This window comes from Proteiniclasticum sp., from assembly GCF_032054185.1.
Lineage (GTDB): Bacteria > Bacillota > Clostridia > Clostridiales > Clostridiaceae > Proteiniclasticum.
On record NZ_DAMBTF010000002.1, the window covers coordinates 143,972 to 170,886 of the forward strand.

At 42.5% G+C, this 26,915-nt stretch carries 26 protein-coding genes and 1 other annotated feature; of the genes, 9 read left to right on the top strand and 17 right to left on the bottom strand.

The window, feature by feature from the left end; genetic code table 11:
- Nucleotides 1–122 precede the first annotated feature (122 nt).
- The gene (locus tag RTX25_RS01725) at nucleotides 123–515 is read right to left on the bottom strand and encodes a hypothetical protein (RefSeq protein WP_312649710.1); all 393 of its coding nucleotides are present in this window, start codon (nucleotides 513–515) and stop codon (nucleotides 123–125) included.
- A gap of 347 nt (nucleotides 516–862) precedes the next feature.
- Here RTX25_RS01725 and RTX25_RS01730 point away from each other — a divergent pair, with 347 nt between their 5' ends.
- Both RTX25_RS01730 and RTX25_RS01735 read left to right on the top strand, forming a co-directional pair.
- The gene (locus tag RTX25_RS01730) at nucleotides 863–1,627 is read left to right on the top strand and encodes a hypothetical protein (RefSeq protein ID WP_312649711.1); all 765 of its coding nucleotides are present in this window, start codon (nucleotides 863–865) and stop codon (nucleotides 1,625–1,627) included.
- Between the two features lie 29 nt (nucleotides 1,628–1,656).
- Nucleotides 1,657–2,271: a hypothetical protein gene (locus RTX25_RS01735; RefSeq protein ID WP_312649712.1), complete on the top strand. Its 615-nt coding sequence runs from the start codon at nucleotides 1,657–1,659 to the stop codon at nucleotides 2,269–2,271.
- A gap of 117 nt (nucleotides 2,272–2,388) precedes the next feature.
- Here RTX25_RS01735 and RTX25_RS01740 read toward each other — a convergent pair whose 3' ends face one another.
- The 4 genes from RTX25_RS01740 to RTX25_RS01755 all read right to left on the bottom strand — a co-directional run bounded on the left by RTX25_RS01740 (nucleotide 2,389) and on the right by RTX25_RS01755 (nucleotide 6,675).
- Complete coding sequence (locus RTX25_RS01740) at nucleotides 2,389–2,766, bottom strand: thermonuclease family protein (protein ID WP_312649713.1); 378 nt, start codon at nucleotides 2,764–2,766, stop codon at nucleotides 2,389–2,391.
- Between the two features lie 479 nt (nucleotides 2,767–3,245).
- A complete protein-coding gene (rimO, locus tag RTX25_RS01745; protein WP_312649715.1) occupies nucleotides 3,246–4,571 on the bottom strand; it encodes a 30S ribosomal protein S12 methylthiotransferase RimO in 1,326 nt (441 codons plus the stop codon).
- A gap of 174 nt (nucleotides 4,572–4,745) precedes the next feature.
- Nucleotides 4,746–5,996 (bottom strand): HAMP domain-containing sensor histidine kinase, encoded by a 1,251-nt coding sequence (locus RTX25_RS01750; RefSeq protein ID WP_312649717.1) that lies wholly within the window; start codon nucleotides 5,994–5,996, stop codon nucleotides 4,746–4,748.
- A complete protein-coding gene (locus tag RTX25_RS01755) occupies nucleotides 5,977–6,675 on the bottom strand; it encodes a response regulator transcription factor (protein WP_312649719.1) in 699 nt (232 codons plus the stop codon). The genes RTX25_RS01750 and RTX25_RS01755 overlap by 20 nt, the downstream gene beginning before the upstream one ends.
- A 122-nt stretch (nucleotides 6,676–6,797) precedes the next feature.
- On the opposite strand from RTX25_RS01755, the gene RTX25_RS01760 reads away from it, so the two are divergent.
- Nucleotides 6,798–6,971 carry a hypothetical protein gene (locus RTX25_RS01760; protein WP_312649721.1) on the top strand — a complete coding sequence of 58 codons (174 nt, stop codon included), beginning with the start codon at nucleotides 6,798–6,800 and terminating at the stop codon, nucleotides 6,969–6,971.
- Between the two features lie 133 nt (nucleotides 6,972–7,104).
- On the opposite strand, the gene RTX25_RS01765 is transcribed toward RTX25_RS01760, so the two are convergent.
- Complete coding sequence (locus RTX25_RS01765) at nucleotides 7,105–7,548, bottom strand: MarR family transcriptional regulator (protein ID WP_312649723.1); 444 nt, start codon at nucleotides 7,546–7,548, stop codon at nucleotides 7,105–7,107.
- A gap of 180 nt (nucleotides 7,549–7,728) precedes the next feature.
- On the opposite strand from RTX25_RS01765, the gene RTX25_RS01770 reads away from it, so the two are divergent.
- Together RTX25_RS01770 and RTX25_RS01775 are read left to right on the top strand one after the other, a co-directional pair.
- Nucleotides 7,729–9,933, top strand: coding sequence for an ABC transporter ATP-binding protein (locus RTX25_RS01770; protein ID WP_312649725.1), 2,205 nt, complete (start codon nucleotides 7,729–7,731; stop codon nucleotides 9,931–9,933).
- On the top strand, nucleotides 9,933–11,789 hold the full coding sequence (locus RTX25_RS01775) for an ABC transporter ATP-binding protein (RefSeq protein WP_312649728.1): 1,857 nt from the start codon (nucleotides 9,933–9,935) through the stop codon (nucleotides 11,787–11,789). The genes RTX25_RS01770 and RTX25_RS01775 overlap by 1 nt, the downstream gene beginning before the upstream one ends.
- Nucleotides 11,790–11,884: 95 nt before the next feature.
- On the opposite strand, the gene RTX25_RS01780 is transcribed toward RTX25_RS01775, so the two are convergent.
- The 3 genes from RTX25_RS01780 to RTX25_RS01790 all read right to left on the bottom strand — a co-directional run bounded on the left by RTX25_RS01780 (nucleotide 11,885) and on the right by RTX25_RS01790 (nucleotide 15,051).
- A complete protein-coding gene (locus tag RTX25_RS01780; RefSeq protein ID WP_312649729.1) occupies nucleotides 11,885–13,303 on the bottom strand; it encodes an MATE family efflux transporter in 1,419 nt (472 codons plus the stop codon).
- A gap of 241 nt (nucleotides 13,304–13,544) precedes the next feature.
- Complete coding sequence (locus RTX25_RS01785) at nucleotides 13,545–14,042, bottom strand: phosphatidylglycerophosphatase A (protein ID WP_312649732.1); 498 nt, start codon at nucleotides 14,040–14,042, stop codon at nucleotides 13,545–13,547.
- A gap of 10 nt (nucleotides 14,043–14,052) precedes the next feature.
- On the bottom strand, nucleotides 14,053–15,051 hold the full coding sequence (locus RTX25_RS01790; protein ID WP_312649734.1) for a LacI family DNA-binding transcriptional regulator: 999 nt from the start codon (nucleotides 15,049–15,051) through the stop codon (nucleotides 14,053–14,055).
- A gap of 490 nt (nucleotides 15,052–15,541) precedes the next feature.
- On the opposite strand from RTX25_RS01790, the gene RTX25_RS01795 reads away from it, so the two are divergent.
- A complete protein-coding gene (locus RTX25_RS01795) occupies nucleotides 15,542–16,090 on the top strand; it encodes a GNAT family N-acetyltransferase (protein ID WP_312649736.1) in 549 nt (182 codons plus the stop codon).
- Between the two features lie 131 nt (nucleotides 16,091–16,221).
- Here the strand turns inward: RTX25_RS01795 and ileS are convergent, their stop codons facing one another.
- Together ileS and RTX25_RS01805 are read right to left on the bottom strand one after the other, a co-directional pair.
- Complete coding sequence (gene ileS / locus RTX25_RS01800; protein WP_312649737.1) at nucleotides 16,222–19,335, bottom strand: isoleucine--tRNA ligase; 3,114 nt, start codon at nucleotides 19,333–19,335, stop codon at nucleotides 16,222–16,224.
- Between the two features lie 53 nt (nucleotides 19,336–19,388).
- Nucleotides 19,389–19,614, bottom strand: a binding site (T-box leader).
- Between the two features lie 87 nt (nucleotides 19,615–19,701).
- Nucleotides 19,702–20,802, bottom strand: coding sequence for a hypothetical protein (locus tag RTX25_RS01805; protein ID WP_312649739.1), 1,101 nt, complete (start codon nucleotides 20,800–20,802; stop codon nucleotides 19,702–19,704).
- A 252-nt stretch (nucleotides 20,803–21,054) separates the two neighbouring features.
- On the opposite strand from RTX25_RS01805, the gene RTX25_RS01810 reads away from it, so the two are divergent.
- Nucleotides 21,055–21,678 carry a methyltransferase gene (locus RTX25_RS01810; protein ID WP_312649742.1) on the top strand — a complete coding sequence of 208 codons (624 nt, stop codon included), beginning with the start codon at nucleotides 21,055–21,057 and terminating at the stop codon, nucleotides 21,676–21,678.
- Nucleotides 21,679–21,743: 65 nt separating this feature from the next.
- Here the strand turns inward: RTX25_RS01810 and RTX25_RS01815 are convergent, their stop codons facing one another.
- From RTX25_RS01815 to RTX25_RS01825, 3 genes are read right to left on the bottom strand one after another with little or no spacing between them, the layout of a single operon-like run.
- Nucleotides 21,744–22,016 carry a barstar family protein gene (locus tag RTX25_RS01815; RefSeq protein ID WP_312649744.1) on the bottom strand — a complete coding sequence of 91 codons (273 nt, stop codon included), beginning with the start codon at nucleotides 22,014–22,016 and terminating at the stop codon, nucleotides 21,744–21,746.
- A gap of 16 nt (nucleotides 22,017–22,032) precedes the next feature.
- Nucleotides 22,033–22,536, bottom strand: coding sequence for a ribonuclease domain-containing protein (locus tag RTX25_RS01820; protein ID WP_312649745.1), 504 nt, complete (start codon nucleotides 22,534–22,536; stop codon nucleotides 22,033–22,035).
- A complete protein-coding gene (locus RTX25_RS01825; protein WP_312649747.1) occupies nucleotides 22,536–22,760 on the bottom strand; it encodes a (2Fe-2S)-binding protein in 225 nt (74 codons plus the stop codon). Before RTX25_RS01825 ends, RTX25_RS01820 begins: the two co-directional genes overlap by 1 nt.
- 160 nt (nucleotides 22,761–22,920) lie before the next feature.
- Here RTX25_RS01825 and RTX25_RS01830 point away from each other — a divergent pair, with 160 nt between their 5' ends.
- Together RTX25_RS01830 and RTX25_RS01835 are read left to right on the top strand one after the other, a co-directional pair.
- Nucleotides 22,921–23,397 carry a hypothetical protein gene (locus tag RTX25_RS01830; protein ID WP_312649750.1) on the top strand — a complete coding sequence of 159 codons (477 nt, stop codon included), beginning with the start codon at nucleotides 22,921–22,923 and terminating at the stop codon, nucleotides 23,395–23,397.
- A 2-nt stretch (nucleotides 23,398–23,399) separates the two neighbouring features.
- Nucleotides 23,400–23,756, top strand: a complete 357-nt coding sequence (locus tag RTX25_RS01835) for a hypothetical protein (RefSeq protein WP_312649753.1) — start codon at nucleotides 23,400–23,402, stop codon at nucleotides 23,754–23,756.
- 55 nt (nucleotides 23,757–23,811) lie between these two features.
- On the opposite strand, the gene RTX25_RS01840 is transcribed toward RTX25_RS01835, so the two are convergent.
- The 3 genes from RTX25_RS01840 to RTX25_RS01850 form a co-directional block, all read right to left on the bottom strand.
- Complete coding sequence (locus RTX25_RS01840; RefSeq protein WP_312649756.1) at nucleotides 23,812–24,522, bottom strand: 2-phosphosulfolactate phosphatase; 711 nt, start codon at nucleotides 24,520–24,522, stop codon at nucleotides 23,812–23,814.
- Complete coding sequence (locus tag RTX25_RS01845; RefSeq protein ID WP_312649819.1) at nucleotides 24,519–25,490, bottom strand: TIGR01212 family radical SAM protein; 972 nt, start codon at nucleotides 25,488–25,490, stop codon at nucleotides 24,519–24,521. The genes RTX25_RS01840 and RTX25_RS01845 overlap by 4 nt, the downstream gene beginning before the upstream one ends.
- A 220-nt stretch (nucleotides 25,491–25,710) precedes the next feature.
- Entirely contained in the window at nucleotides 25,711–26,895 is a 1,185-nt protein-coding gene (locus tag RTX25_RS01850) for an N-acetylmuramoyl-L-alanine amidase (RefSeq protein WP_312649758.1), read from the bottom strand.
- Nucleotides 26,896–26,915 lie beyond the last annotated feature (20 nt).

Sequence of the window (26,915 nt, forward strand, 5' to 3'; positions counted from 1 at the left end):
ATAATTCCTCCTAAAGATACTATCTTATTCGCTGATATGAAGACAGACACTTTCCTTCATAAATTTTCTTATGTTATTTCAATACACGTCCGTTAAGCTCATGACCAGACCTAGGCACTCATCTAGTTTTCGAAAAGGGACTCCAGCTCACTTAAAAGCTTATCAGCATTCTGAATTTCATACCCCGTTCTGTCCTCCGCCTGATACCAGATGTCAGGATCTCCAAGTATGATGTGTTTAACTTTGCTGCCGTCTTCCAGAATCATCTGGATTTTCGCATCTTCTGGCCTGGTCGGAAAGAAATCCTTTAAGGATCTTCTGGCCTCATACTTCTTTACGATCTCAAGAACCCTCTTTTCATCTGCAGCAATCTCCTCGCCTTCATAGACAAACCATTCAAGACTCACTTTCTCAGGATTTCCTATAATATATTCCGGTTTGAATTCTCTGAAGAGAAGCCCCATAATCAAAATTCCAGCAGCAGCGGACAAAAGTAGAATTCCCTTCCTGTTCATACGATAACTCCCTTATTCATCATTTATTTGAATTGAGTAATGATATATAATAATTATACTTATATTCTTTACAAGATACAACTTAGTAATTGAAAATTTATAATACCTATGTTATCATTTGGTTAATTAATCTTCAATTATATATTTATATTTTATGCGTCTGATTTATCGGGTTTTTCTCCTTATTTGGTGCATGTGGAGTAGTTATTCGTTTTGTTCATGGAGTTATTTGCGATTTACTGCGTTAGACATTATGGCACAGTTTTATCCCGCAGCTATTTGTGATGTAAAAGATGGTATTCTTTAGGGTGATTCAACATCAATTTTGAAGACCAAAGGAGAATTATTTGAAAAAATTATTCAAAACTATTTCATTTCTAATCATTTTAATTACGTTCTCAAGAATTTCTGTTTTAGCAAGTTCCTTTGAAGAAAGCAATTCACTAGTAGCTGATCCTTTTAGGATTGCGGATGAAGATACGTTAGAACTAATAGAAAATTTGGAAGCGGATATGTATATAGATAATGGACATATCCATATTAATCAAAATGCTTTAAAAGAAAAAGTAACGAATACTAGTTCTCGAATAAAGATTGAAGAAGTATTGAAACAATTGAATAATAAAGTAGATAATGGTGATTTAACGTTCAGCAACAAAGAAACAAGGACGAGTATTGAACCTTTTTCTGCTACATCTGTAAGCGAAATCAGGCAAAACATTTTTTGCCTTAGTAAAGCTCAGTTAATAACCTTTAGAAATAATCTAAAAAATAATATGCCTAGTACTTGGCCGGCGTGGGTTTTATCGACACCATTGAGTGTTTTGGGGTTGATCGTACCTGGAAGTGGAGTGGTGACATTTGTTCTAGCAACTACTTTTAGTTTAGCTGGGGCAGGGGGAAGTGCAGTGGTCATAGAAGATCTTACCCAACAGATATTTAAGATGAATGATAACCAGTATAATGTGCTTAATTTAAGGCAGGAATATTATTTTCCAACTTTAACGAGATATCTTAATAACAATCCTTCAAATATTACTACGAATAAGTTGAATAAGGGGACAGTTGTTAATTACAGAGTTCCTAACAAGCAATTATATTTATACAAATAAGATTTTTGTATCTATTTTGGAGGAATATTGTGAAAATAAATTATAAAATTACATGTATAATTTTATTTATTCTTGTTCTAATCATGGGTGTTGCTAGTATAAATAGAAATAAAATGACTACCAATGACAGATATTATATAATGAGCATGAAGGCCCGATTACTACGTGATTTTGAAGATTTTGGGGATCAATTAATTCTATTAGATGAAGTATTAGAAGAAAGTGTTAAGGTGGGAACACATCATAATGCTTTAATAGACTTCAGTCAGGTAACGTTTCAGAACTTTATACAGTCAAAATTACTCTCTAGTTTCATTATTGATTCGGAGAGTGTCCATGCGTATGAAAAAATTTACTCTAATCTAGAAGAAAAGTTTGATTACATCTATTCAGATGGAAGCATTTCCGTCGAAGAACAAGAATATCTACAGAAAGTATTAGAATTCAATAAAAAATTGGCATCCGAGTACATTCAAATAATTAGTGATTTATTTCCAGATGAAACGACTCGTAGCTCCGAAGAATCTGATTATGCCTACGATCAAATAGAGCGTATTTACAGCGAATTTTCTGATAAATCAGATTCTCTATTAAGTCGAGAATTGATAGATTTTAATCATAAACTTCCTTATAATAATGATTAATGGCTGAAAGAAAATACTTGACTAAGTTTAAAGAATAATTTAGATGATATCCATTAGCCTCCAAAAGAAGAACCTAAGATTCGCACCCTTAGGTTCTTCTTGGATGTTTGCGTATTTTTAGAAATCAGTTCCTTTTGTTGTCCCTTCCTGGTTAATTTTCCAAAGTCCCTTCTCTTCTTCCCTTGCCCCTCTGGCAAATTCCACAAATATATCAGCATGCTTTGAGTCCGGTTGAAGTGTATAAGGCTGGCCATAACCTTCCAGGAGCAGATGAGCATTGAACATATGCTTAGCGATGGTTTCCTTCGTGATTTCATTTGGTACTTCCAGCCATGCATATCGAAGTAGCCTTCCATACTTATCGGTATCGGAAACATCCTTTTGCAAATAGATGGTTTTTCCTGTCAGTTTCTCCTTTGTATAGTTGCTGGCTTCTTTTCCATAGAGTTCTGTTGTGATTGTGGCTTCTGGAGTGTTTACTCCTATGATCCTCACCTTCTCTCCTGTCGTTAATTCAAAAGTATCTCCGTCTACTACTCTTTGAATAGTCGTTTTTACGAAATCTCCGTTATTGACTTCTTCAGAAATCGATTCTTGAGGTTTTTTATTTTTTTCCAGCGCCTAATGTCAAATTTAAATGCAACAAACAACAAAACAGCTGAAACATAGTAATGCCAAGGTTCAGGTAAGAAGGACAAGAATGGCAGAGGATCTTAGGCGTCAAAAACGCAATCAAAGAAGCCAGAAGAGAGAACATCATCTAGTAAAAACTGTTCATTTTCAGCACAAATCATGCACCGGGGATTCAGTCGAATCCCTTTTGTTTTGCCTTCAACCCCATTTTTGATATGGTGGAAATTTCAAAAAGAGGCAATGCCATGCCCATAAGCACGTCATTGCCCCTTGTCAGAAGATCACCATCATCATGATGCCATCTTTACCATTCATTATCTGATTCTTAAAGATCAGCCGGCTTAAGCAAGCTCCGCCTTAAGATCGTATTCAGCAGCTTCAGTGATTTTCACGTTGACATAGGATCCCACGACAAGATCTTTGTCTGTATCGATGAAAACAAGTCCGTCGATCTCAGGTGCCATCTCATAGCTTCTGCCATAGTAGCCTTCCTCTCCGAGCCCTTCAACGAGCACTTCATAAGTTCTGCCGATCTTCTTTTCATTGACGTTTCTGCTTACTTCCTGCTGACGGGTCATGATGAGGTCCAGTCTCTTATCCTTATCGGCTTTCTTGACCTGCCCTTTCATGAGCGCTGCAGCTGTCCCCTCTTCCTTTGAATAGGTGAACACGCCAAGCTTATCAAATCTGATGTCTCCGACAAAATCATAGAGCTCATTAAACTCTTCCTCGGTTTCCTGCGGGAAGCCTACGATGAGTGATGTTCTAAGGACAATGTCCGGAATTTCTTTTCTCAGCTTCTCGATAAGTGAAAGAATGTCTTCTTTCTTTGTCCTTCTTGCCATTCTTTTGAGAACAGTGTCACTGATATGCTGGATGGGAAGATCCAGATACTTGACGACCTTCTCGTTGTCTCTGATTTCACGGATCAGCTCATCATCAAATTCCTCAGGATAAAGATAGAGCACTCTGATCCATCTGATGCCTTCGATTTCCTTCAGTCTCTGAAGTAGCTCAGGAAGACTTTTCTTTCCGTAGATATCTGTTCCGTATCTCGTTGTGTCCTGAGCAACCACGATGATTTCAGTCACGCCTGAATCCGCAAGTTTCTTCGCTTCCGAAAGGATATGGTCCATCTGTCTGCTTCTGTAGCTTCCACGGATCTTCGGAATGATGCAGTAGGTGCAGTGATTGCTGCATCCTTCGGATATTCTGAGATAAGCTGTCTGGCCAAGACCGGTTGTGATGATTCTTTCTCCTTCGTTGATTCCTTCATCCAGGTAATCAAGGGCCATGATTCTTTCCTTGGTGCTGATGAATTTCTCCACGTACTGGTCCAGGAAACCATAGTTGTTTACCCCGAGAATGATATCCAGTTCAGGCATTAGAGTCAGCAGCTCTTCCCCATATCTCTGAGTCAGGCAGCCTGTAGCCATAAGCAGTCTGCATTTATGACTTTTCTTGTATTCGGCCATTTCAAGAATCGTATCAATGGATTCCTGCTTTGAGCTTTCAATAAAGCCGCAGGTATTTACGATGATCATATCCGCTTCTCTGGAATCATCGGTCAGTTCATATTTATTTTTCATCATGCCCAGCATGATTTCAGAATCGATGCGATTCTTGTCACAGCCAAGGCTTACCAGTCCAATCTTATATTTATCCAAAATCAATCTCCCCGTTTATCCGGCACTTTTCCGGAAACACTCATTTTTATCTTTTCTAAAAATTTGCAACGTTAATATTATAACCTTTTTACCAAAGATTGCCAATGAATTCCATTCTCATTCACATAAAACTTTACATTAGAAAAGCCCCATGGTTAATGGGACTTTTAAGCTCTATATTTCCTGAGATTTCAACGGCCTGTTTTTATGCTCTTTTGGAAGCTGCACTTCAATGACCGTTCCGCCTTCTTTTCTGTTTTTCGCGGTGATTGTACCGCCATGACTCTCAGCGATCCATCTGGCTATGGAAAGTCCAAGCCCTGTGCCGCCGTTGTTCCTGTTTCTGGCTTTATCCTCTCTGAAGAATCTTGTAAAGACCTTGTCAAGGTTCTCTTCCTTGATGCCCACACCGTTATCGGAAACCCTGATGATTCCCTTATCCTTGGATGAACATATGGAAAGTTCGATAACCCCCTGATCTTTTGTATACTTCAGCGCATTGTCCATAAGGATGATGAGCAGCTGATGGAGCTTTTCATAGTTTCCTTCAATGACCACCTCTTCGGTGGGATTATAGACCAGCTTCTTGTTCTGGATCATGGCAAACTCACCGTAGATGATGGCAATATCGTCTCCCAGCTTTCTAAGATCAAAGCTCTCCAGCTTATCGAGACTTGCGCCTGCATCAGCTCTTGTCAGAATCATGAGGTTCGACACCATACGGGAGATTCTTCTGCTCTCCCGAAGTGCAGGTTCGATATACTCGTATTTGTCGATGATCTTCTCTTCAGGGTTTCGAAGAAGCCCTTCAAGTCTGCTCTGGATGACTGCAATCGGAGTCCTCAGTTCATGGGAAGCATCCTGCAGAAAAGCTCTTTCCTTCTCTATGGATTCCTTCATCGGTCTTATGGATGCACTGGCCAGTACATAGCTGATCATGATGCAGGCAATGATGATGAGGATGGTTCCATTGATGAGAATCTTTTTAAGACTGTTCATCACACGGATGTCCGAGTCGATGTTGTAGAGCACCTGAACTTCTTTAGGCTGCCCTTCCAGAAAATGATTGAACTTTATGGTCCGGTAATATCCGCCTTTGAATGCTACAGTCCGGATCTCTTCCAGAGGAATATCATTGAACTTAGAAAGACTGTCCCGATAGAATTCTGTTACCGGAAAATCAGGATCAAGTGTTCCGTTGGCATTCTTCACTATGGTCACTGTTTTCGGATTCAGCGGCAGAGCAACCTTAAGTTCTCTGTCGTGGACCCTCTGAACAGCGGATTTAAACAGCATCAGATCGGAGTCGACATTCTTCATCTGGTTGGTGGAGACGAACATGAAGATGCTCACGGCGAAAAGACAGATAATCACAAAGAATATGGATGCATAACTGATGATTATCCTAATCTTTTTCTTCTTCATCCGATTCTTCCTCCACAGAGAACATATATCCTAATCCTCGTACAGTTTTTATGGGCAGCGTGTATCCGTAATTCTTCAGCGCTTTTCTCAGATTTGAGACATATACTTCCACAACGCTCACCATGGTGTCGGAATCGAATCCCCAGATCCTGTCAAAAATCTGTTCCTTTGTGAGAATGGTATCTTTATTGGATATGAGATATTCAAGTAGATCATACTGTTTACCCTGGAGAAAAATTTCTTTATCCCTCAGGAAAACACGCTTGGATTTACGTTCAAGGGTGAGTTCTTTGTACTTGATGGTTGCGATATCCATGAGTCTTCCGCTTCTTCTTAGGACCGCCTCAATTCTCGCAAGAAGTTCTTCCCTGAAAAAAGGCTTGACGATATAGTCGTCAGCGCCCAGTTTAAGTCCTTTAATTTTGTCCTCGAGACCATCCTTTGCGGTAATCATAATTACAGGCGTCGTGATGCCTTGCTTACGGAGATGTTCAAGAACTTCGTATCCGTTCATCTCAGGCATCATGATATCCAGAAGAATGAGATCGTAAATATCCTTCTCCGCTTCATAAAGACCTTCTTCCCCATCTCGGGCAAGGTCCACAGAGAAGTTGTCTTTAAGATAATCGGCAATGGATTCTGCAAGGAGCTTGTCATCCTCTATTATCAGCATTTTCATCGTTTATTTCACCTCTAAAAAATCAGACACAACGCTTTATAATATCTACTGATATCCATTAACCTTGTGCTATAATGATTATAATATTTTATGGTTAAACCATTCTTAAAGGAGGTCCCACCTTGGATTTTATCATCATTGCTCTGGCCTTTTTAGCCGTGATCATCGTACTGAAAATCATGAAATCAGCATTCAAATTTGTGCTGACCATTCTGATTCTGGCTTTTGTGGCCTATTATCTCGATCTTCAGGGATTCATCGATATCGGTCCTTTTCTTGATGCCCTGGGCATCTGATTTCCCCTATCAGACTGAAGTTATCCATAATGCTACTATACCGCTTTGAATACCGAAAAACAAATGATCGAAATTAAAGAGAAGATGATTCCGCATATGGATTCATCTTCTCTTTTACATCACTTTTATGATGTTAGAGGTTTTTCAGCACCTCAAGTATTCTCATAGAAGACTCATTCAGGATATCGAGCTCTTCATCGGACAGACTCTCCAGCTTGTGCCGGGTCTGTTCTTTGACATGGTCTTCCATCCCGCCAAGATACTGCCAGCCCTTTGCCGTAAGTGAAATCAGAAGTTTTCTTCTGTCTTTCTGCCCTTCTTTTCTTTCAAGGTATCCGTCTTCAAGAAGACGATCTATGATGGGTGTAAGATTAGGTCTTGAAATTTCCATTTCCTTAGCCATATCCGACATGGTCTTTTCTTTATATTTCTTCAGCAGGAAGAGTACCCTCATGTGGCTTTGCGGAACTTCACAGTTTTTGGATATGGTATGGAAGTTCACAATCTTATTATGCATAACCAGGGTGGCATGAAAAATATTCTCACCTGTCTCATGGATTTTATCTATGTTACTCAATATGAACCTCCTAGTGTTCTATCATTACAATTCCTCATCATCATTATAAAGAAGATTTTCTTTTCTTGCAAGAATTATTTATGATTTCATAATAATTATTGACTTATAACCTTCTCTAAAATATAATGAGTAGGATATTAATACCAAACATAAGAAAAACTGCAAAGGAGAGACCAGTAAATGCTTAAAATCATAAAATTTCTGAAAAAATATTCCCTGCATATCCTGATCGTGATTGTACTGCTGTTTGCGCAGGCATCACTTGAACTATCCCTTCCTGACTACATGTCCAAGATCGTAAATGTCGGAATTCAGCAGGGTGGTATAGACAGCCCTTATCCTAAGGTCATTAGAGAAAGTGAGGTAAATATACTCAAAAACCTGATGACGGAAGAGGAAATAGCTGTTTTTGACGCCCACTACAGTCTTTACACATCAGGCGATCAGGATCTTCTGAAACGCTATCCTAAAGCGGAGGAAGAATCTTCCTATGTACTGAAGAGTACAGAAGATGAACTGTCATCTTTGGATTTTCTCGATCCCTATCTTCTTATGATGTATGGACTGAGAACAGAGGATACAGCGACTCAGGTCGTCCCTCAAGGAGACTTCTCAGATCTTCCTGAAGGCGTATCCCCTCTTGATGCCATTACAATGATGCCCGAGGAGCAGAAAAGAGCGGTCATCGATGAAGTACTGACTCAGCTTTCGGTCATGCCCAAAAGCAGTATCGTCCAGACCGCTACACTCTATACCCGAGGTGAATATGAAGCACTGGGTGCGGATCTAGGCGACATTCAGACCAGTTACGTTCTCAAAGTCGGATTCCAGATGATCGGTATCGCACTTCTTGCTATGCTGGTTGCCGTTTCCGTCAGTTTTATCGCAAGCAGAGTCTCCGCATTCCTGGGAAGCGACCTGAGACTTTCCCTGTTCAGAAAAGTGTCTTCCTTCAGCAATGAGGAATACAATGAATTTTCCACCGCATCGCTCATTACGAGAAGTACCAATGACATCCAGCAGGTGCAGATGTTCACGGTTCTTCTCCTTCGTATGGTATTCTTTGCACCGATCCTTGGTATAGGCGGTATCATCAAAGCCCTGAATACCAATAAATCCATGGCATGGGTCATCGCAGTTGGTGTCATGGCGATTTTAACCGTCGTGATCATCATGTTCAGTATCGCCATGCCGAAGTTCAAGGCACTCCAGAAACTCGTCGATAAGGTCAACATGGTCGTCAGAGATTCCCTTGTGGGTCTTCTGGTCATCAGAGCCTTCAATACACAGAAGCATGAAGAGACGAAGTTCGATGAGGCGAATAAAGACCTCACAAAAACCAATCTTTTCATCTCCAGAATGATGTCACTCATGCAGCCGATTATGATGCTGATCATGAATGGGCTTACCATTCTCATCATCTGGGTGGGCTCATATGAAGTCAATAAAGGAAATCTTCAGGTTGGCGATATGATGGCTTATATCCAGTACACCATGCAGATCATGATGTCCTTCCTCATGCTGTCCATGGTTTCCATCATTCTGCCTAGAGCGACTGTTTCCATGAACAGAATTTCCGAGGTCCTTGATAAGGACATCACCATTACCGATCCGAAGAATCCGAAAAAACTGCCAGAGAACATCAAAGGTGAAATTGAATTCAAAAACGTCTCCTTCAGATATCCCGGTGCGGAAGACAATGTTCTTACGGACATCTCCTTCAAAGCACTGACAGGTCAGACAACAGCATTCATCGGTTCTACAGGTTCCGGTAAGTCCACTTTAGTCAATCTCATCCCAAGGTTCTATGATGTTACCGAAGGCGAAATCCTTCTTAATGGAGTGAACGTGAAAGATCTTCCTCTTCAGGAACTCAGAAAAAGGATTGCCTATGTGCCTCAGAAAGGAATTCTTTTCTCAGGTACAGCAGAAAGCAATATCAAGTATGCGAACGAGAACATGAGCGACGAGAAAATGAAACGCGCCGCAAGAATCGCTCAGGCGGATGGCTTTATCGAAGAAAAGGAATCAAAGTATGATTTCAGTATCGCCCAGGGCGGAAGCAACGTATCCGGTGGTCAGAGGCAGAGACTTTCCATTGCAAGAGCCCTTGCTACAGATGCCGAAGCCATCATATTCGATGACAGCTTCTCGGCACTTGACTATAAAACGGATTCAGCTCTAAGAGCCACACTGAAAAAAGAAGTGGACAACACGGTAATCATCGTCGCCCAGAGAATCAGTACAATAAAGACAGCTGAGCGGATCATCGTTCTTGATGAAGGCAGAATCGTAGGTCAGGGAACTCATGAGGAACTCATGAACACCTGCTCTGTGTATAGAGAAATCGCCTCATCACAGCTTTCAAAGGAGGAATTAGCATAATGAGTGAACAGAAACCGAAAAGCACCGGAAGAGCTGGCGGACCTGGCTTCGGCGGTGGCCATCCAGGCGCAGCTACAATGGGCGATAAGCCTAAGAACTTTAAAAAGACATTCAAGAAACTCAGAGATTTTCTGAAACCATATCTTATTCCCCTTGTCTTTGTGCTCATCTTTGCCATCAGCAGCACCATTTTTGCCATTGCAGGACCAAAGATTCTCGGAAATGTCACCACAGAGATCTTTAAGGGTCTCGTAGAGAAAATTTCAGGCAAAGGTGAAGGAATCAACTTTGAAAGCATACAGCGTACACTGCTGCTTCTCCTTGGCCTTTATGGAATATCGGCTCTTCTCGGATTCATCCAGAGCTACATCGTAGCAGGTGTCGCGCAGAAGGTTTCCTACAACCTTAGGACGCAGATCGCAGAGAAAATCAATGCACTTCCACTGAAGTATTTCGACAAAAATTCACATGGTGATGTCCTTTCCAGAATGACCAACGATGTGGATACCGTATCACAGAGTCTTAACCAGTCCCTATCGCAGATCATCACTTCAGTGACCACCATCATCGGTATCCTGATCATGATGATTTCCATCAGTCTGCCCATGACCCTTATTGCGATCCTCATTCTCCCACTCAGCATGGGACTGATGATCACCATCATCAAGCGTTCGCAGAAGTTCTTCAAGCAGCAGCAGGAATTCCTCGGAAAGGCCAACGGTTATGTGGAGGAAGCCTTCGGCGGACATGTCATCATGAAAGCCTTCAACCGTGAAGAGGCAGCCGTTGAGGAATTCAGTGTCATCAACGAGAACCTGAGAGGCTCAGCATGGAAATCGCAGTTCTTCTCAGGACTGACTCAGCCGCTTATGGGCTTTGTCGGTAATCTTGGCTATGTATTCGTATCGATATTCGGTGGTTATCTGGCAATCAGAAACGCCATTTCAGTCGGAGATATTCTAGCTTTCATCCAGTACATCAGCAGATTCACACAGCCTATCGGTCAGGTGGCTCAGATCTCTAATGTCCTTCAGTCCACCGTCGCCGCATCAGAAAGAATCTTCGAGTTCCTGGAAGAAGACGAAATTACCGAAGAAGGCGGCATAAGAGTCAATCCTTCCGACATAAAAGGCGAGGTCACATTCAAAAATGTTCAGTTCGGATATAATGATAACGAGCTGATCATCAAGAACTTCAGCCTGGATGTTCAGCCCGGACAAAGAATCGCCATTGTAGGCCCAACAGGTGCCGGTAAAACGACTCTTGTGAAGCTTCTTATGAGATACTATGAGCTGAATAACGGAAGCATCATGGTTGATGGTACAGATATCGTGAAGATGAACAGAAAAGATCTTCGCGAATCCATCGGTATGGTTCTTCAGGACACCTGGCTCTTCCACGGCAGCATCATGGACAATATCAGATACGGTAAACTGAGCGCATCTGATGATGAAGTGATAAAGGCATCAAAAGCATCCTATGTACACCACTTTGTAAAGACCCTTCCCCATGGCTATGACATGGAAATCAACGAAGAAGCCACAAACATCAGTCAGGGTCAGAAACAGCTCCTGACCATTGCAAGAGTCTTTCTGAAAGATCCTTCCATACTGATTCTGGATGAAGCCACAAGCTCTGTGGACACCAGAACGGAAGTCCTTATACAGGAAAGTATGGAGAAACTGATGAAGGGCAGAACAAGCTTCATCATCGCTCACAGACTGTCCACCATCCGCAATGCGGATATGATCCTCGTCATGGACGAAGGAGATATCGTGGAAACAGGAACACATGATGAGCTCATAAAGAAGAAGGGCTTCTATGAGAAGCTGTATAACTCACAGTTTGAAGCATAAACAAAAACATTAAAGGTGTATCCGGCGCGCTAAGCGCCTGATACACCTTTTAACATGCAGTTTATTATTTATATGTGATCTGTCTTATCAAACACTTAGATATTGATGCCCAGTTTACTTTCCACGTGCTCTTCGATCTCGTCTTTTCTTTCTTCTCTGTAGTTTTCTTCAGCCTTATTGAGGGCTCTGATCTGATAATAAAGTACAAGAATCGTAAGAAGTGTAGCCATACCATCTGCTATCGGCACTGCTGTCCATAGTCCGATGAGCCCATATATCTTAGGAAGGATGATGATCAGCGGAATGAGGAGAATGACCTGTCTCAGCATGGAGAGAATAAAGGCTTTCTTCGCCTGTCCGATGGCCTGGAAGAAGTTCGCACTGATGATCTGCATACCGATTACCGGCATCATCAGCATGAATCGTCTGATGCCCACTGTACCCATTTCACGGATATCCGGATCCTTTGTGATGAAATTGATGAACACATGTGGAATCGTCTGAATCAGGATGAACCCGATGATACAGACTACAGTTGCAGATATGATGCCTACTTTAAGTGCTTCCTTCACTCTCTTATAGTTCTTCGCACCATAATTGAATCCTATGATTGGCTGAAGCCCCTGATTCATACCGAATATCGGCATAAAGAAAAGTGTGACAACCGAGTTTATGGCCGCATATGCGCCGATTGCAAGAGACCCTCCATATGTGGAGAGATTCTGATTCATGAAGATACCGATGACACTTCCTGCAACCTGCATGGCAAAAGGTGAAGCACCGATGGACATGATTTCAAGCACTAAAGCTCTGCTGAATCTGACATAAGATTTTCTCAGTTTGAGCATGCTCTTTCCGGACAGGAAATAGCTCATGCTCCACAAGAAGCTCACAAACTGTGCAAAAATCGTGGCATACGCCGCTCCTTCAACACCCATGTTGAATCCGTAGATCAGAATCGGGTCAAGGATCGTATTGATGATGGCACCGATAAGCATAGTGTACATGGCTATTTTCGGATTGCCTTCCGCTCTGATGATGTTGTTCAGACCAAAAGCGATGGTGTTGAATACATTACCGTAAAGGATGATTCTGAAATAACCGGTAGCATAAGATCTTATCTCATCGTCCGCTCCGTAGAGATTGACGATCTGGTCAAGGAAAAGCAGACCAATTATGGTCACCAGAATACCTGCAGCGACAAGCATGAAGAATCCTGAACCGAAGATCCTCTCTGCATCATCTTTCTTGTTCTGTCCGAGCTTGATGGAAATATTCGCACCTGAACCGATACCAAAAAGCATGGCAAAGCCCATGATGATGAACGTGATCGGCAGAATAACGCCCACCCCGCTGATGGCAAGTCCTCCTGTTCCCGGAATATTGCCGATGAATATTCTATCCACGATATTGTATAACGACTGTACGATCATACCCAGTATTGCCGGAATGGAGAATCTCAAGAATAACTTGAAGACATTCTCCTCCCTCATTAATTTTGCTCTATCTCCCAAAACAATTCCTCCTAAGTCCCTCTAGGACATCCCTTAATTTTTATTGTCATGTTATTTTGTACATCAGCTTGAATCATTGCGCATCAGTTTTAATGCATCCATAATAATAGGAATATATTAGCATATTGTGTACGCAATGGATAGACGAAGCAGAACGCCTTCATAAAAATCTGTACTGCACTCAAAAAAGAAAGACACACATTCAGTGCATCTTTCTTCGAATTTACTTTCGTTAGGATCTTTATGGTCTATCTGAGTGAGCTATTCGGCTAGCCGCTGCTGCTGCTAGAGCTGCAACGATGTCGTCAAGGAATGTATTGACATGAATGCCATGTTTTTCCTGGTCTAACTTTTTGATGATACCAATTTTTTCCTTGTCCAGATAACCGAAGTTGGTCAGACCAATACTACCATAAACATTGACGATTGACAAGGGCAGAATCTCGTCTATCCCATACAGCCCTTCATCATTCTCTACAATTTCCTGTAGAGGTTCAGGTAGAAGTTTCTTCTCTGCGATCTCATCTATGGCGATTCCGGTAAGGACCGCATGGATGATTTCTCTTTTTTTCAGTACCGCAATGATGTTCTCCACACAGTATTCATGGGTAAGCCCTTCAAAATATTTCTGCTGCAGAATCATAACAAGTTCTGCGATATCATCAAGGGTCACGCCTCTTCTTTCCAGCGTTTCGATGGTCATCTTGTGGAGTTCATCCATATTATACTTATACGCCATAATATTCTCCTTATTTCTTGACTGAATCTCTCTCAACCAGGAAGTACTGCAGAACATACTGATCATCATCAAGAGGCTTGTTGTTCACGATCTTGATGAGCATTCTCATACCCACAGAACCCATGTCATACATCGGCTGTGCAACGGTCGAGATTTTTGGATAGAACACTGCCGCCATGCTGTTGTCATTGAATCCCATGACATCCACATCTTCCGGACAGCTGATGCCCTTGTCTCTCAGCGCATTGATTGCACCCATGGCAACCTCGTCAGATGCGCAGAATACAGCATCGATCTCTGCATTTTCAAGAATAACGTTGATGCCGTTATATCCATCAGCAGCTTTAAGATCTCCAAAATACAGAAGACTGTGGTCAACTTCCATACCATGATCTTTGAGTGCCTTCTCATATCCGTTGTATCTCTTGGATACCGCATTGTTTCTGTCTTTCTTGAGACCGATATAGGCAACCTTCTTGTTCCCCTTATCAAGGAGATACTTTGTCGCATCATAAGCCGCTTTCTTGTTGTCGATGGTCACGCTTGGCATTCTGCCTCCTGAAACCTTGGTTTCCACAAGAACAGTCTTCAGCTCAAGTTCATCTATGAGATCAATGATCTCGCCTTCAAGGGATGAGCTCATATAAAGCATACCGTCTACCATCTTTTCCTTCAGCACGCGGATATACTCTTTCTCTTTTTCCAGATCGGAATCAGAGTTGCATAGAATGATGTTGTAATCATAGATATTAGCCACATCCTCTGCGCCTCTTACAACTTCAGGATAGAACTGATTGGAAATATCCGGAACCAGTATGCCTATCGTCTTGGTTCTCTGAGTCTTAAGACTTCTTGCCACGATATTCGGTCTATAGCTTAACTTTTTGATCGCGTCCTGAACCTTTTTCTTTGTATCCTCATTTACTACATCTACATTGTTTAATACTCGAGATACGGTTGCGATTGATACGCCCGCTTCTCTTGCAACGTCTTTGATTGAAGCTGCCATGGTATCCACTCCTCATATTTATTCATTATTTATTTTGTTTAATATTTTGCATTATTCTATCACTATATACACGAATATTCACCGATAAAAACTGCTGAACATTTCTCAGAAAACCTTATCATATCCATTGTAATATATATTTCATGAAAATAGTTTAAACTTTTCATTAAAATGTAAAGTGATACGCTCTTTTACATTTTAATCTCTCTATTAATAATATCACCTTCCGACACAAAATGAAATTGTTTCATAGTATTTTTTCTGTATATTTAGGTATCACAATGAAATCCTGTCCGAAAAGGTATCGGTGCTCATTATTAATGTTTATCTCTTCATCACAATGTAGCTGGATCCGGCAGTCAGATGTCTTGTGATTATATTACAGATATATTATACTAGAATCATTATTTTGAGCTATTATGAATCAATTACAATCAGAAAGGGGATAATGAGCTCAGCATGACTTGAGCTCATTACAGAAGGTGGCCCAATGAATTATGATCAGGCAACCCAGACGATCACAACAGAAAGACTGAAGCTGAGACTTTTCGTGAAAAGTGATGCAGAAACGGTTCAGTCGCTGTGCAACAACTACAGCATCTACAAGAATACTCTCTTCATACCCTATCCCTACACCATCGAACATGCCCTCATCTGGATGAAGAACCATCGGGAGCACTTTGATGAAGATAAGGGTTATGAGTTTGCCATTACAGATAGGGCCACAGGACAGCTTTATGGCGCCATCGGTCTTACCCATGACTCCCGCCATCATAACGGAGAACTCGGATACTGGATCGGAGAGGAATTCTGGGGGAAAGGCTTCGCGACTGAGGCCGCGAAAGCCCTCTTGGCGTTTGCTTTCAAGGAGAAGAATTTTAATAAAGTCTACGCAAGGCATTTCGGTTCCAATCCTTCATCAGGTAGAGTCATGGAGAAAATCGGAATGACAAAGGAAGGTTTCCTTCGTGATCACATCATGAAGGATGGCCGTTATGAGAATCTTCTCTATTACGGGATACTCCAGTCAGAGACGTGAAGAAAAAACGACCAGTCCCCTCAAATTGGAAATGGTCGTTTTTTTCTATGTCCAGTGAGAAAGAAACAGAGGGAGAGTGCACCTGCTTACTGAGCAGATGCGCTCTCCCTCTCCATGATCTTATCTTTCTCCTACTTAACGACTTCGACACCGATGTTTATGCTTTCACCATTGATGTTGAACTCTTCGGCAGCATGGTCTTCACCATATCTGATATCCGCAGTCAGGGTTTCCTTCTTCAGATGATCCTCATGATTTCTCATGATGTCCATCAGTCTGTCGTTTCCGGAAACATAAAGCATGATCTTATCGGCAACTTCAAATCCAGTTTCCTTTCTGAGGTTCTGAATCTTGGAGATCAGCTCACGCACATCCCCTTCTTCCTTAAGCTCAGGCGTGACGTTGGTATCCAGGATGACACCGAGTTCACCTTCACCGGCAAAAGCATATCCCGCAAGGCCCTGCATGGTGACCAGAAGATTCTCCTGATTCAGGATAATGTCCTGTCCATCTATAGATACTGTCACGTCATCTCCGCGGTTGACTTTCTTTGCAAGATCCATCTGGTCCATTCCGTCTATGGCAGCTTTGATCTTAGGAATCATTTTGCCGTAGGTTTTTCCTAGAACAGGCAGGTTAGGTTTGATTTCATAATTGACATATTTTGAAAGATCTGCAGCCAGTACAACTTCCTTGATGTTCAGCTCTTCCTTGATGATGTCTCCATAATACTCAGGAAGCTCTTTTTCGGAAATCAGCATCTTTGAAAGAGGCTGTCTGTTTTTCATGTTGGATGTATTTCTTGCGCTTCTTCCCAGTGTGACCAGGTTGTAGGCAAGGCCCATCTCTTCCTCGAGCTTTGTGTTGATGAGTGATTCATCCGCTTCAGGATACTTCGTGAAGTGTACAGATTCCTTCTCATCATTCTTAAGCCCTACAATGAGGTTCTGGTAGATGGTCTCGGAAAGATATGGAACAAATGGAGCAGCGGTCTTCACCAGTGTCACAAGGACATTGTAAAGTGTCGTGTAGGCACTGATCTTATCCTCTGTCAGTTCATCTGACCAGAATCTTGCTCTGTTTCTTCTGACATACCAGTTGGACAGATCCTCCGTAAACTCCTCAATGGCAAGTGCCGCCTGAGTGATTCTGTATCCGTCAAGATCTTCTGTCACTCTCTTCACCAGACTGTTCAGCTTTGAAAGCACCCACTTGTCCATGACATTGTCTGACTTGTGATCCTTGTAGTCCATAGGATTGAACTGGTCAATCTCAGCATAGAGTACATAGAAGGAGTAGACATTGTATAGGGTCAGAAGGAACTTTCTCTGGCTTTCAGCCACATCATCCTGGGAGAATCTGGTTGGCAGCCATGGCATGGATGCAGTATAGAAATGCCATCTTGTAGCATCTGCTCCCTGTTCGTTGATGACCTTCATCGGCTCAACGACGTTGCCCTTATGCTTGGACATCTTGATGCCCTTCTTATCCAGAACATGTCCCATAACGATGACATTTTCAAACGGACTCTTCTTGAAGATTGCAGTTGAAATGGCAAGAAGGGTATAGAACCATCCTCTTGTCTGGTCAACAGCTTCCGAAATGAACTGTGCAGGGAAGTTCTCTTCAAACATTTCCTTGTTTTCAAATGGATAGTGCCACTGTGCAAAAGGCATTGATCCTGAATCGAACCAGGCATCGATCACTTCGTTTGTTCTGGTCATTGTGTTTCCGCACTTTTCGCAGGTCAGGTGCACCTTATCGATATATGGTTTATGGAGTTCGATGTTCTCAGGAACATCGATTCCCTTTTCCTTAAGCTCTGCAATGGATCCGATACACTCTCTGTGACCGCATTCACATTCCCAGATCGGAAGTGGTGTTCCCCAGTATCTGTCTCTTGAGATTCCCCAGTCGATGACATTTTCAAGGAACTTACCCATTCTGCCTGTTCTTACATTGTCAGGATACCAGTTTACGCTGTTTGAGTTTTCCAGAAGTTCATCTCGCAGTGAGCTCATTCTGACGAACCAGCTGTCCTTTGGATAGTAAAGCAGTGGCGTATCGCATCTCCAGCAGTGTGGATAGGAGTGCATGTACTTCTCTGTGCTGAAAAGCTTGTTCTCGTTTTCCAGCCAGCTTAGGATCGCCTTGTCCGCTTTACGGACATCCATTCCCTTGAAAGGTTCCACTTCGTCCACGAACTTACCTTCTTCGTTGACCAGATGGATGAACGGGATGTTGTTCTGCATACCCACCATGTAGTCATCCTCACCATAGGCAGGTGCTGTATGAACGACTCCTGTACCATCGGACAGGGTGACAAAGTCTCCGTGGATGACAAAAAATGCTCTCTTTTCAGGGGTATGGAAAGGCATCAGCTGCTCGTAGTCTGTATTGACCAGCTCCTGACCCTTGAATTCACGTACAATCTCATATTCCAGTCCGTTAAGAACCTTCTCGCAAAGCTCCTTGGCAAGGATCAGAATCTCGTCCCCGACCTTCGCTTCCACGTAGGTGAAGTTTTGATTGACCGCTAAAGCAGCATTGGAAGGAAGTGTCCATGGCGTTGTGGTCCAGGCGAGGATATACTTGTTTTCTGTACCTGCAACCTTGAACTTTGCAATGGCTGTGCTGTCTGTGACATCCTTATATCCTTGAGCCACTTCATGAGAGGAAAGTCCTGTTCCACAGCGTGGACAGTAAGGCATGACCTTGAAGCCCTTATAAAGGAGATCAGACTCCCACATGGTCTTCAGTGCCCACCATTCTGATTCGATATAATCATTCTTGTAGGTGATGTAAGGATCTTCCATGTCTACCCAGAAACCGATCTTCTCGGACATTTCCTTCCACATGCTGGTGTACTTGAATACACTTTCCTTACACTCATTGATAAAGTTCTCTACGCCGTACTCTTCGATGCCTTCTTTTCCGTTGATCCCTAGTTTCTTTTCGATCTCAAGCTCAACTGGAAGTCCATGGGTATCCCATCCGGCCTTTCTCAGCACTTTATAGCCTTTCATAACCTTGTATCTTGGAATGAGGTCCTTGATGACTCTTGTCAGAACATGTCCGACGTGAGGCATACCGTTGGCTGTTGGAGGACCATCAAAGAATGTAAAAACCTCCCCATCCTGGTTCAGTTTATAACTCTTGTCAACGATGTTTTTATCCGCCCAAAGCGCTCTGATCTCATCTTCCATTGATACAAAGGATTTTCCCGCATCAACTTTCTTATACATCACACTACAACTCCTTATTTTCAAAAATAAAATATATAAAAAAGACCCGTCCAAAATAGGACGAGGTCTCGCTATACCACCTAATTAATTCATTTCAGATACGCGAAGAACACTCTTCTTAATATCCTATTTCGTAACGCGAAATCACGTATATGCTTAAATCATTTCAGCATATCCACTCCCAGGTGATCTTCTCTTCTTGAGGCTAAGGTTTTTCAGCATGCAACCTCTCTCTGAAAGCCTTTTACAGAAGGTACTTGTCCTTTTCACAGTGTTTGACCTAATCATTATATTATATGCATAATCCCTTGTCAAACAAGTAAACAGAGCGCTATAGCCCTGAAACTGCTGTAAGGAGAAAGACGGCTACTTATCTTTTTTGCTCACATAGGCCTTCATATGGACCACATTCCTGTCCAGCTTCAGCTTCGGCATCTCGTCATCTGCGAAGCCGAGATTGTCCCATCTGCTGATGCGGTTTAAATAATCCCTGAGCATTTTCTTCCCGCTCTTGATGTCTTCTTCCTGGTCGAAATTCATATCTGCCAGGAACTCATTGATCACCTCATCGGTTTCACGGGTTTTTCTTGCGATCTCAATGGTTCTGTCCAGATAGAATCCGAAATAGAATTCTTCCGGGATATGAGGATATAGGGTAATAAACTCCTCATCAGGGGTGAAGTGCTCCTGGAAATAGCTAAAGAGCTTCTCGTACTCTTCTTCCTGCTCGATGTATGAAGGATCTGAGGCATCCAGAAAATCCAATCGCTCATATGCCTTGTATCCCTGCCCCTTGTTCCATCTTCTGATTTCTGAGATATCATAGAAGATTTCAAAATCGATGTCTACGATATATTCCTTGTCCTCATACATAATGGAGGCGTAAGCATCGTGAAGGGAGTATTTATAGGATAGAACACGGTTAAAGAACTTGCTGTCCATATTGCCGTGATTCCTGCTCACAATTTCATAGAGCCTGTCGATTTCAACCGCACCGTAGTAATACAGTGCACCCTTTATGATCTTAGCCGCTTCATCAAGATACGCTGCCATGCTGAGCCTCTCGGGTACAAGGTACACTTCAAAAAGATCGATAAACTCCTGGCTGACATGAGCATGAATCTGTCCGATATCCTCCATGTCAAAGTCCGGATGGACGAGGCACAAATCAAGAAGACTGCTGAGAGATTCAAGCTCGGCTGCAGGCCCCTCATTATCATTATCGTCCCGGAATGTATATTCTCCGTGATTTTCCTTCATTTTGTTGAGGAGAACAAGGTCTTCATGGGAAAGCATGTAGTAGACTTCAATGACATAGTCTGTCAGCGCTTTTTCCAGAAGATTGATCAGCTCTTCCTTTTCCGCATCTTCTTCATAGTCGGCATTCATGAGATCTAAAGTGTTCTGAATTTCTTCTTCTTCGTATTTTTCGATAATTTCTCTCATCTTTAGATATTTATATTCCATATTTCTCTCCTTATGAGGCATATCTTCATCTGTAATCCGCTGCCTCGCTTCTATCTATTATATCCTATTTAACCAGTCAAAGCCGAACATTCTATGAATACAAAGAAAAATATCCTGAAACAAAAGCATCTCAAGGTGCCTGCTGTGTCCCGTTCATGAAAAGGCTTCTCTTTCAGCCCTTCTGCTGCGGGAAAACATGCATGACTTTCTGTGGTATACTGGTTCTCTTACAAATGAGGGAGGAATAGACATATGATAGAAGAGACCATCATAGACCAGAAACTTCAGTTCCACACCTCGAGCAGCACGTTCTCACCGGAATTCATAGACAGAGGAACAATTGCCATGCTTAAAGAGACATCTGTATGCACTAAAGATAAAGTGCTTGATTTAGGCTGCGGATATGGTGCAGCGGGAATATATCTCGGAAAGATGATCGGAGAAGACCGGATTGTCATGTGCGACATCTCTGAAGATGCTGTAAAGCTTGCACAGGAAAATGCCGCTTTAAACGGATTGCCGGGAATCAGAGTGATTCAAAGTAATGGCTTCAGAAATCTTCCGGATTCCGATTTCACGCTGATCCTTTCCAACCCACCCTATCACACCGATTTTTCGGTAGCGAAAAGCTTCATCGAAGAAGGTTTTCTGAAACTGAGCATAGGCGGAAAAATGATCATGGTCACAAAAAGACTGAAATGGTATAAAAACAGACTAATTTCAGTCTTTGGCGGGGTCCGTGTCACCGAAACTGAAGGATACTATATATTCACCGCTGAAAAGCGTTCAATGACGAAACCCGTAAAACTGCTGAAAGTAACGAAACCATCGAAAAAACTCAGAAGAAGAACGGATAAAGACAGATCATCCTCTTAACAGTAGATAAATCTATACAAGAAAAAATCACGACTAATGCCGTGATTTTTTTGTTTCCTTATTTTTCAGTTGAGGTAGGTCACCCTGACATGCCTCGCTTCCTCATTGAGATCATCAAATACCCTTAGAAGTGACCTGCCATACTTTCCGAGATGCGCGGTAATCTCAGAGGCGTTCACTATGACAATCTCTGTATCTTTTGCTCTTGTGCTTAAGAGGTCCCAGAGCGCATCAAGGTTTCTGCCGTAGTAATCCGGGAAACAGAATTTTCTTTTAAGGTAGGCATGGGTGACTTCCTTTGTAATCATTCTTTTTCCGTTCAGTATGATCCTGTTCATTCTTTCTCCCCCTCTGTCAGTAGAGCTGTTCAAAGGACTCATAGTGGTCATCCGTATAGTAGATCAGTCCATCATTTGAAAAGACTATCCTTTTAGCATTACGTCTTCCACCATCATAGTCGATATCCGCTTCATACCATTTTCGTCCTGATGCATCGGGCAGAAGCCCTTCTCTGTTTCCGAATCTGTCTCCGCCGATGCTCATCTCGTCTGTGACGTCCCAGAGATTTCCTCTATCTGCATCCCATCCAAGATCCATGGCTTCATTTTTAGTGATGTAGTTATCCGGAAGTCTCCCATAGATATGGATGTATTCCGCAACTTCTTCCTTTCCTGTATAATACCCGTCTTTCTTTACTGCGGATGATTCTTCGCCTTGATCCGGCTCTCCTATAGGAGACTCCACCTCGGTATTAACCGTGCCCATATCGTCCTCAGACAGAACTTCACATCCTGTAATGGTGAAAAAAACGGATAGAAGCAGAAGAAGTCCCAGGCTTTTCCGGAATATTTTCTTCATTATTCCCACTCTCCGTTTCTGTATCCGTCGATGAGCCCTTTTATCTTGAGCCCGCAGCGTCTTCCCCTGCATTCACCCGAACCTGATCCGGTCACTTCGTTGACTTTTATGACACTGTCCGCACCCTTTCGGATAGCATCCTTGATTTTGCTTCTGGGTATGGCTCTGCAGATGCAGATTTTTGTTATGTTGTCCATGATTCTGGGATCAATCTGATTGTCCATAATATCACTCCTTACCTTGAATTATACCTAAATCATCTTTGTATTGACAGTAAATCATATAATGTTCACCTTACTGTAACGCTTGTTCCATATCCGTTCATTGAGTTTCTTTCAGAATAATGTCATAATTAAACTAAGTTCACTTCAAGGAGGTCTTACCATGGTAGACAAAATACTTGTTGTCACAAGCAGCATACTGGACCAGGGCGTCCTGCCTCAGGAAAAACAGACATTTCAAGGACCCTTACCCGTTGTGAAGGATCTCATCGATCTTAACATCAATCTCATTGCCCTGCCGAACATCGAAAAGCATTATGCGCTTTACCGGATGAAAAAATCGGAGTCAGACGGTCTAAAAGAAGACATCTATGCACAGTATATCAAGTCCCATCTGGTTCCGCTGGTCAATGAAGTTATGGAAAGGGTTCGCGCAGGCAGTACCTTTCTCGGTGTACTATCCTATGGAGCAGATGAGTCACAGCGCGTAGAACCGAAAAGCAGTCCGATTATGATCGAGCTTTTCAGACTGTTCGACCGAAACTGTATGCTGACACCCTATTACGAAATCAGGGAGAATCTGACATCTGAAGAGATGGATCTCATCATTTCAGATATTGCAGAAACACTGAGAATATGAAGATGAGACATGTGATCATCAGAAACCACATCGTCAACCAGGCCAATCTTATCGAAGTGAAGAAAAACGACCGTGTCCTGCGCCTCGAAGAATACATCGGCAATCCCATCTGGAAGAACTGGGTCTACTGCATCGCACGCGACACGCTGAAGGAAGGCTGGATTCCAAGAGAATATCTGAGGGATGTGGATGAGGAATCCATCCTGCTTGAAGACTATTCTTCCAGAGAACTGGAAATCACCGTAGGTGAAGTCGTTCAGGTCAAAAAAACAGTGAACAGCTGGGCATACTGCGTAAGTGAAAGAACAGCGGATGCAGGATGGGTACCGGTCGATCATATGGAAAAAATAGAGCGATAATCAGGAAGGAAGCAGTGTAACATCATGAATGCACTGCTTCCTTCTTTCTTCTATATTAAAATTCCAGTTTGATGATTCCGTGTTTGTACTCCGGAACAATATCAAAGAGATCCTTCTGCAGACAATAATGGACATCCTTTTCAAGGCCCAGGTTCATGAGGACCTTCGAATGCTCCGCCTGATGGACGTAGCTCTTTAAATCAGTATGACTACTGTAGATGAGAAGAGCGGTCTTGGCCACATCGGTCAGTTCATACTCCGCAGCATCCAGGATATCCTTTATGATGGCTCCTGATGCAATGAAATCCTCCATTGAAAAATGCCCGTTTGTTCCTGAATTCACGATGACGATGTCATTATTCTCCTGCACCGCTTTTGCCGAGACTGCCTTTGCATTAAGAAGTGCTCCGATATAGACTTTCGATGCCGCACCGCTTCTTGATATGGCCAGCGTGCCGTTGGTTGTAGTGATGATGACATTTTTGTCGTATACAGCTGTACTTGTGTATTCTTCAGGTGAATTGGACAGATCGAACCCTTCGATTTTCTGCGCCTTTCTTTCTCCACCCAGAACGACGTTTTCAAGTTTCTTTCTGGTCTCCAGAGCTTCCTCCACCGATGTGACCGGCACAACGCTCTTTGCACCGTTTTTCAGGGCTGTGATGATGACTGATGTGGCTCTTAGCACATCGATTACAATTACTGTGGTATTCTTGACAAGCTCCGGTATCACCTGGCTTCCCGCGGTTATAATATCAATCTTCATTCTATATTTACTCCTTGTGTAGTGTAATGGTCACTTTTCTTTTGTCTACTGCAATTCTTTCCCTGATACAGATCGTTCTTTCTGAAATAGTCGTCAATGGCATTGAGAACCTCCCATTTTTTAAGAGACCACATGGGTCCGATGAGAAGATCCCTTGGTGCATCTCCCGTGGTCCTGTGAATCACGATGTTCTCAGGCAGTAGAGCGATTGACTCAGCTACGAGCGAAACATACTCGTCCATTTCCATGAACTTCAGTTTTCCTCTTTCATAGAGGTGAACCATGGGTGTATCCTTCATGAGATGAAGGAGATGAAACTTCACACCCTGGACATCCATTCCAGCCAGATATCGTACGGTATCGAGCATATCCTTCGTTTCTTCACCCGGCAGACCGAAAATCACATGAACGACCACATCGATTCCGAGTTTTCTAAGATCTTCCACCGCTTTTTCAAAAACCGGAAGATCATATCCTCTGTTGATGGCCCTGCCGGTTGAATCGCTTACGGTCTGTAGGCCAAGCTCCACGAAGGTATATACCCTGCCGCTGAACTCGGAAAGGACAGAAAGCACTTCATCTCCAAGACAGTCTGGCCTTGTTGCTATGGAAAGCGCCACAACACCCTCCTGAGAAATCGCTTCCTCATATTTTCCCCTTAAGACATCCGGCTCGGCATAAGTATTGGTATACGCCTGGAAATATGCGATATACTTCCCGCTGTGCCATTTCTTTTCCATCTTGCAGCTGATGTCGTCAAACTGTTTCTGTATGCTGAAATCCCGATTTCCTGCAAAATCTCCGGATCCTCTTTCACTGCAGAAAATGCACCCTGTTCCATTTTTCGTCCCATCCCGGTTGGGGCAGGAAAAACCCGCATCCAGGCTGATTTTATAGACCTTGTCCTGAAATTTCTCTCTCAGGAAGTAGTTCAAGCTATGATAACTTTTATCGCCCCATAATTTCATTTCTTCACCATTCTTTCGTTTCAAACCATAGCTTCATATATGATTTCTCTTTTTTTGTTTATCATATTAGGTAAATTATACCGATTTTTCGCGCCATAACATAGGATAATATTGATTGTTTACATTTGATGATCAGCATTTTCAGAAAGAGAGCTTCCAGAATCCTACGGATTTCAGGAAAAATGAACGACCATCTTCATGAGATGATCGTTTCTGTCTATTATGGTGTTTTTTCATCCAGATATCTGTTTATTCCATTGACAAGGCCCACGACGAGCTTATCCTGATATTCTTCAGTATTAAGGAGTAGATCCTCCTCATTATTGGACATATAGCCAAGCTCTACGATGGTCGCAGGAACTTTAGACCAGTTTAAAGTGACCATGTTATCCATAGCCTGGACACCGGCACTCTCTGCACCGGAGGCTTTAATCATCTCTTCATGGAGAACAGTCGAAAGTTTCAGAAACTCATCACTCAGATGACTGACATAGGGATTTTCCTTTGAAGGATAGATGGTCATGATCCCCTTTTTATTTCTGTTTTCACTGCCGTTGGCATGAATGGAGATAAAGAGATCTGCACCTTTTTCATTGGCCATCTCAGCTCTTTCTCTGTTGCTGATGGAAACCTCATGGGTGGTTCTTGTCATGATGACCTCATATCCGGCTTTTACGAGCTCATCTCTCAGCTTAAGTGAAACCTGAAGATTCAGCACATATTCATAGACACCTGAAGCTACGCCTCTTGTCCCTGAAGATACACGATTCTTGAGCTTTGTGGAATCCGGTCCCAGAGGTTCCTTTTCCTTATCCTGCACAGCCTGATGTCCAGGGTTTATGACGATGATCTTCTTCACTTCTTCAACCACAGGTTCTAGTGGAATCATACTTTTCGCAAGGATATCTGTCTTCATCTCTTCCACTTCAAAATCCGTCGTTACAAATGCGAGGTATTCATCCAGCTCTTTCATGGCAGTCTTAAAGAGCCGTGCGTCGCTCAGTTTTTCTGCCCGATCCACATAGACCGATCGTATTTCAGAAAATATTTTATCTTTCTCGAGCTGACCCTTTTCATCGATGCTGGACACTCCGCTTAAAGCTTCATAGACTTCCTGGTAGTGCTCTTCTTCAAGAAGCCGAAGTGCCTCATCAAGATGCTGCCTTGAAGCGGACATGACTCTTGAATAGTCCAGTTTTTCCATGATGCTGATACTGTCCTGATGCGCATTGAAAAGACCTTCAAAAAAAATCACAGCTTCATCATACTTCTCCTGTGAAAGCAGAACCTCACCTTCCTCAAGTTTCCGGTTCAGCTCTTCTCTTTTATCGGACCCGCAGCCTGCAACACTCATGACAAAGAGGAAAAGGAACAAAATGACCGATATACTCTGTTTTCTCTTCATGGAACAACCCTACTTCTTTC

Excerpts from the sequence above, each read along its gene's own strand:
- RTX25_RS01725 (WP_312649710.1), bottom strand. The coding sequence starts at position 515 with ATGAACAGGAAGGGAATTCTACTTTTGTCCGCTGCTGCTGGAATTTTG.
- RTX25_RS01785 (WP_312649732.1), bottom strand. The coding sequence starts at position 14,042 with ATGGCGTATAAGTATAATATGGATGAACTCCACAAGATGACCATCGAA.
- RTX25_RS01820 (WP_312649745.1), bottom strand. The coding sequence starts at position 22,536 with ATGAAGAAAATATTCCGGAAAAGCCTGGGACTTCTTCTGCTTCTATCC.
- ileS (WP_312649737.1), bottom strand. The coding sequence starts at position 19,335 with ATGTATAAGAAAGTTGATGCGGGAAAATCCTTTGTATCAATGGAAGAT.
- RTX25_RS01845 (WP_312649819.1), bottom strand. The coding sequence starts at position 25,490 with ATGAAATTATGGGGCGATAAAAGTTATCATAGCTTGAACTACTTCCTG.
- RTX25_RS01825 (WP_312649747.1), bottom strand. The coding sequence starts at position 22,760 with ATGGACAATCAGATTGATCCCAGAATCATGGACAACATAACAAAAATC.
- RTX25_RS01770 (WP_312649725.1), top strand. The coding sequence starts at position 7,729 with ATGCTTAAAATCATAAAATTTCTGAAAAAATATTCCCTGCATATCCTG.
- RTX25_RS01795 (WP_312649736.1), top strand. The coding sequence starts at position 15,542 with ATGAATTATGATCAGGCAACCCAGACGATCACAACAGAAAGACTGAAG.
- RTX25_RS01830 (WP_312649750.1), top strand. The coding sequence starts at position 22,921 with ATGGTAGACAAAATACTTGTTGTCACAAGCAGCATACTGGACCAGGGC.
- RTX25_RS01750 (WP_312649717.1), bottom strand. The coding sequence starts at position 5,996 with ATGAAGAAGAAAAAGATTAGGATAATCATCAGTTATGCATCCATATTC.
- RTX25_RS01755 (WP_312649719.1), bottom strand. The coding sequence starts at position 6,675 with ATGAAAATGCTGATAATAGAGGATGACAAGCTCCTTGCAGAATCCATT.
- RTX25_RS01775 (WP_312649728.1), top strand. The coding sequence starts at position 9,933 with ATGAGTGAACAGAAACCGAAAAGCACCGGAAGAGCTGGCGGACCTGGC.
- RTX25_RS01815 (WP_312649744.1), bottom strand. The coding sequence starts at position 22,016 with ATGAACAGGATCATACTGAACGGAAAAAGAATGATTACAAAGGAAGTC.
- RTX25_RS01805 (WP_312649739.1), bottom strand. The coding sequence starts at position 20,802 with ATGGAATATAAATATCTAAAGATGAGAGAAATTATCGAAAAATACGAA.
- RTX25_RS01840 (WP_312649756.1), bottom strand. The coding sequence starts at position 24,522 with ATGAAGATTGATATTATAACCGCGGGAAGCCAGGTGATACCGGAGCTT.
- RTX25_RS01850 (WP_312649758.1), bottom strand. The coding sequence starts at position 26,895 with ATGAAGAGAAAACAGAGTATATCGGTCATTTTGTTCCTTTTCCTCTTT.
- RTX25_RS01790 (WP_312649734.1), bottom strand. The coding sequence starts at position 15,051 with ATGGCAGCTTCAATCAAAGACGTTGCAAGAGAAGCGGGCGTATCAATC.
- RTX25_RS01835 (WP_312649753.1), top strand. The coding sequence starts at position 23,400 with ATGAGACATGTGATCATCAGAAACCACATCGTCAACCAGGCCAATCTT.
- RTX25_RS01810 (WP_312649742.1), top strand. The coding sequence starts at position 21,055 with ATGATAGAAGAGACCATCATAGACCAGAAACTTCAGTTCCACACCTCG.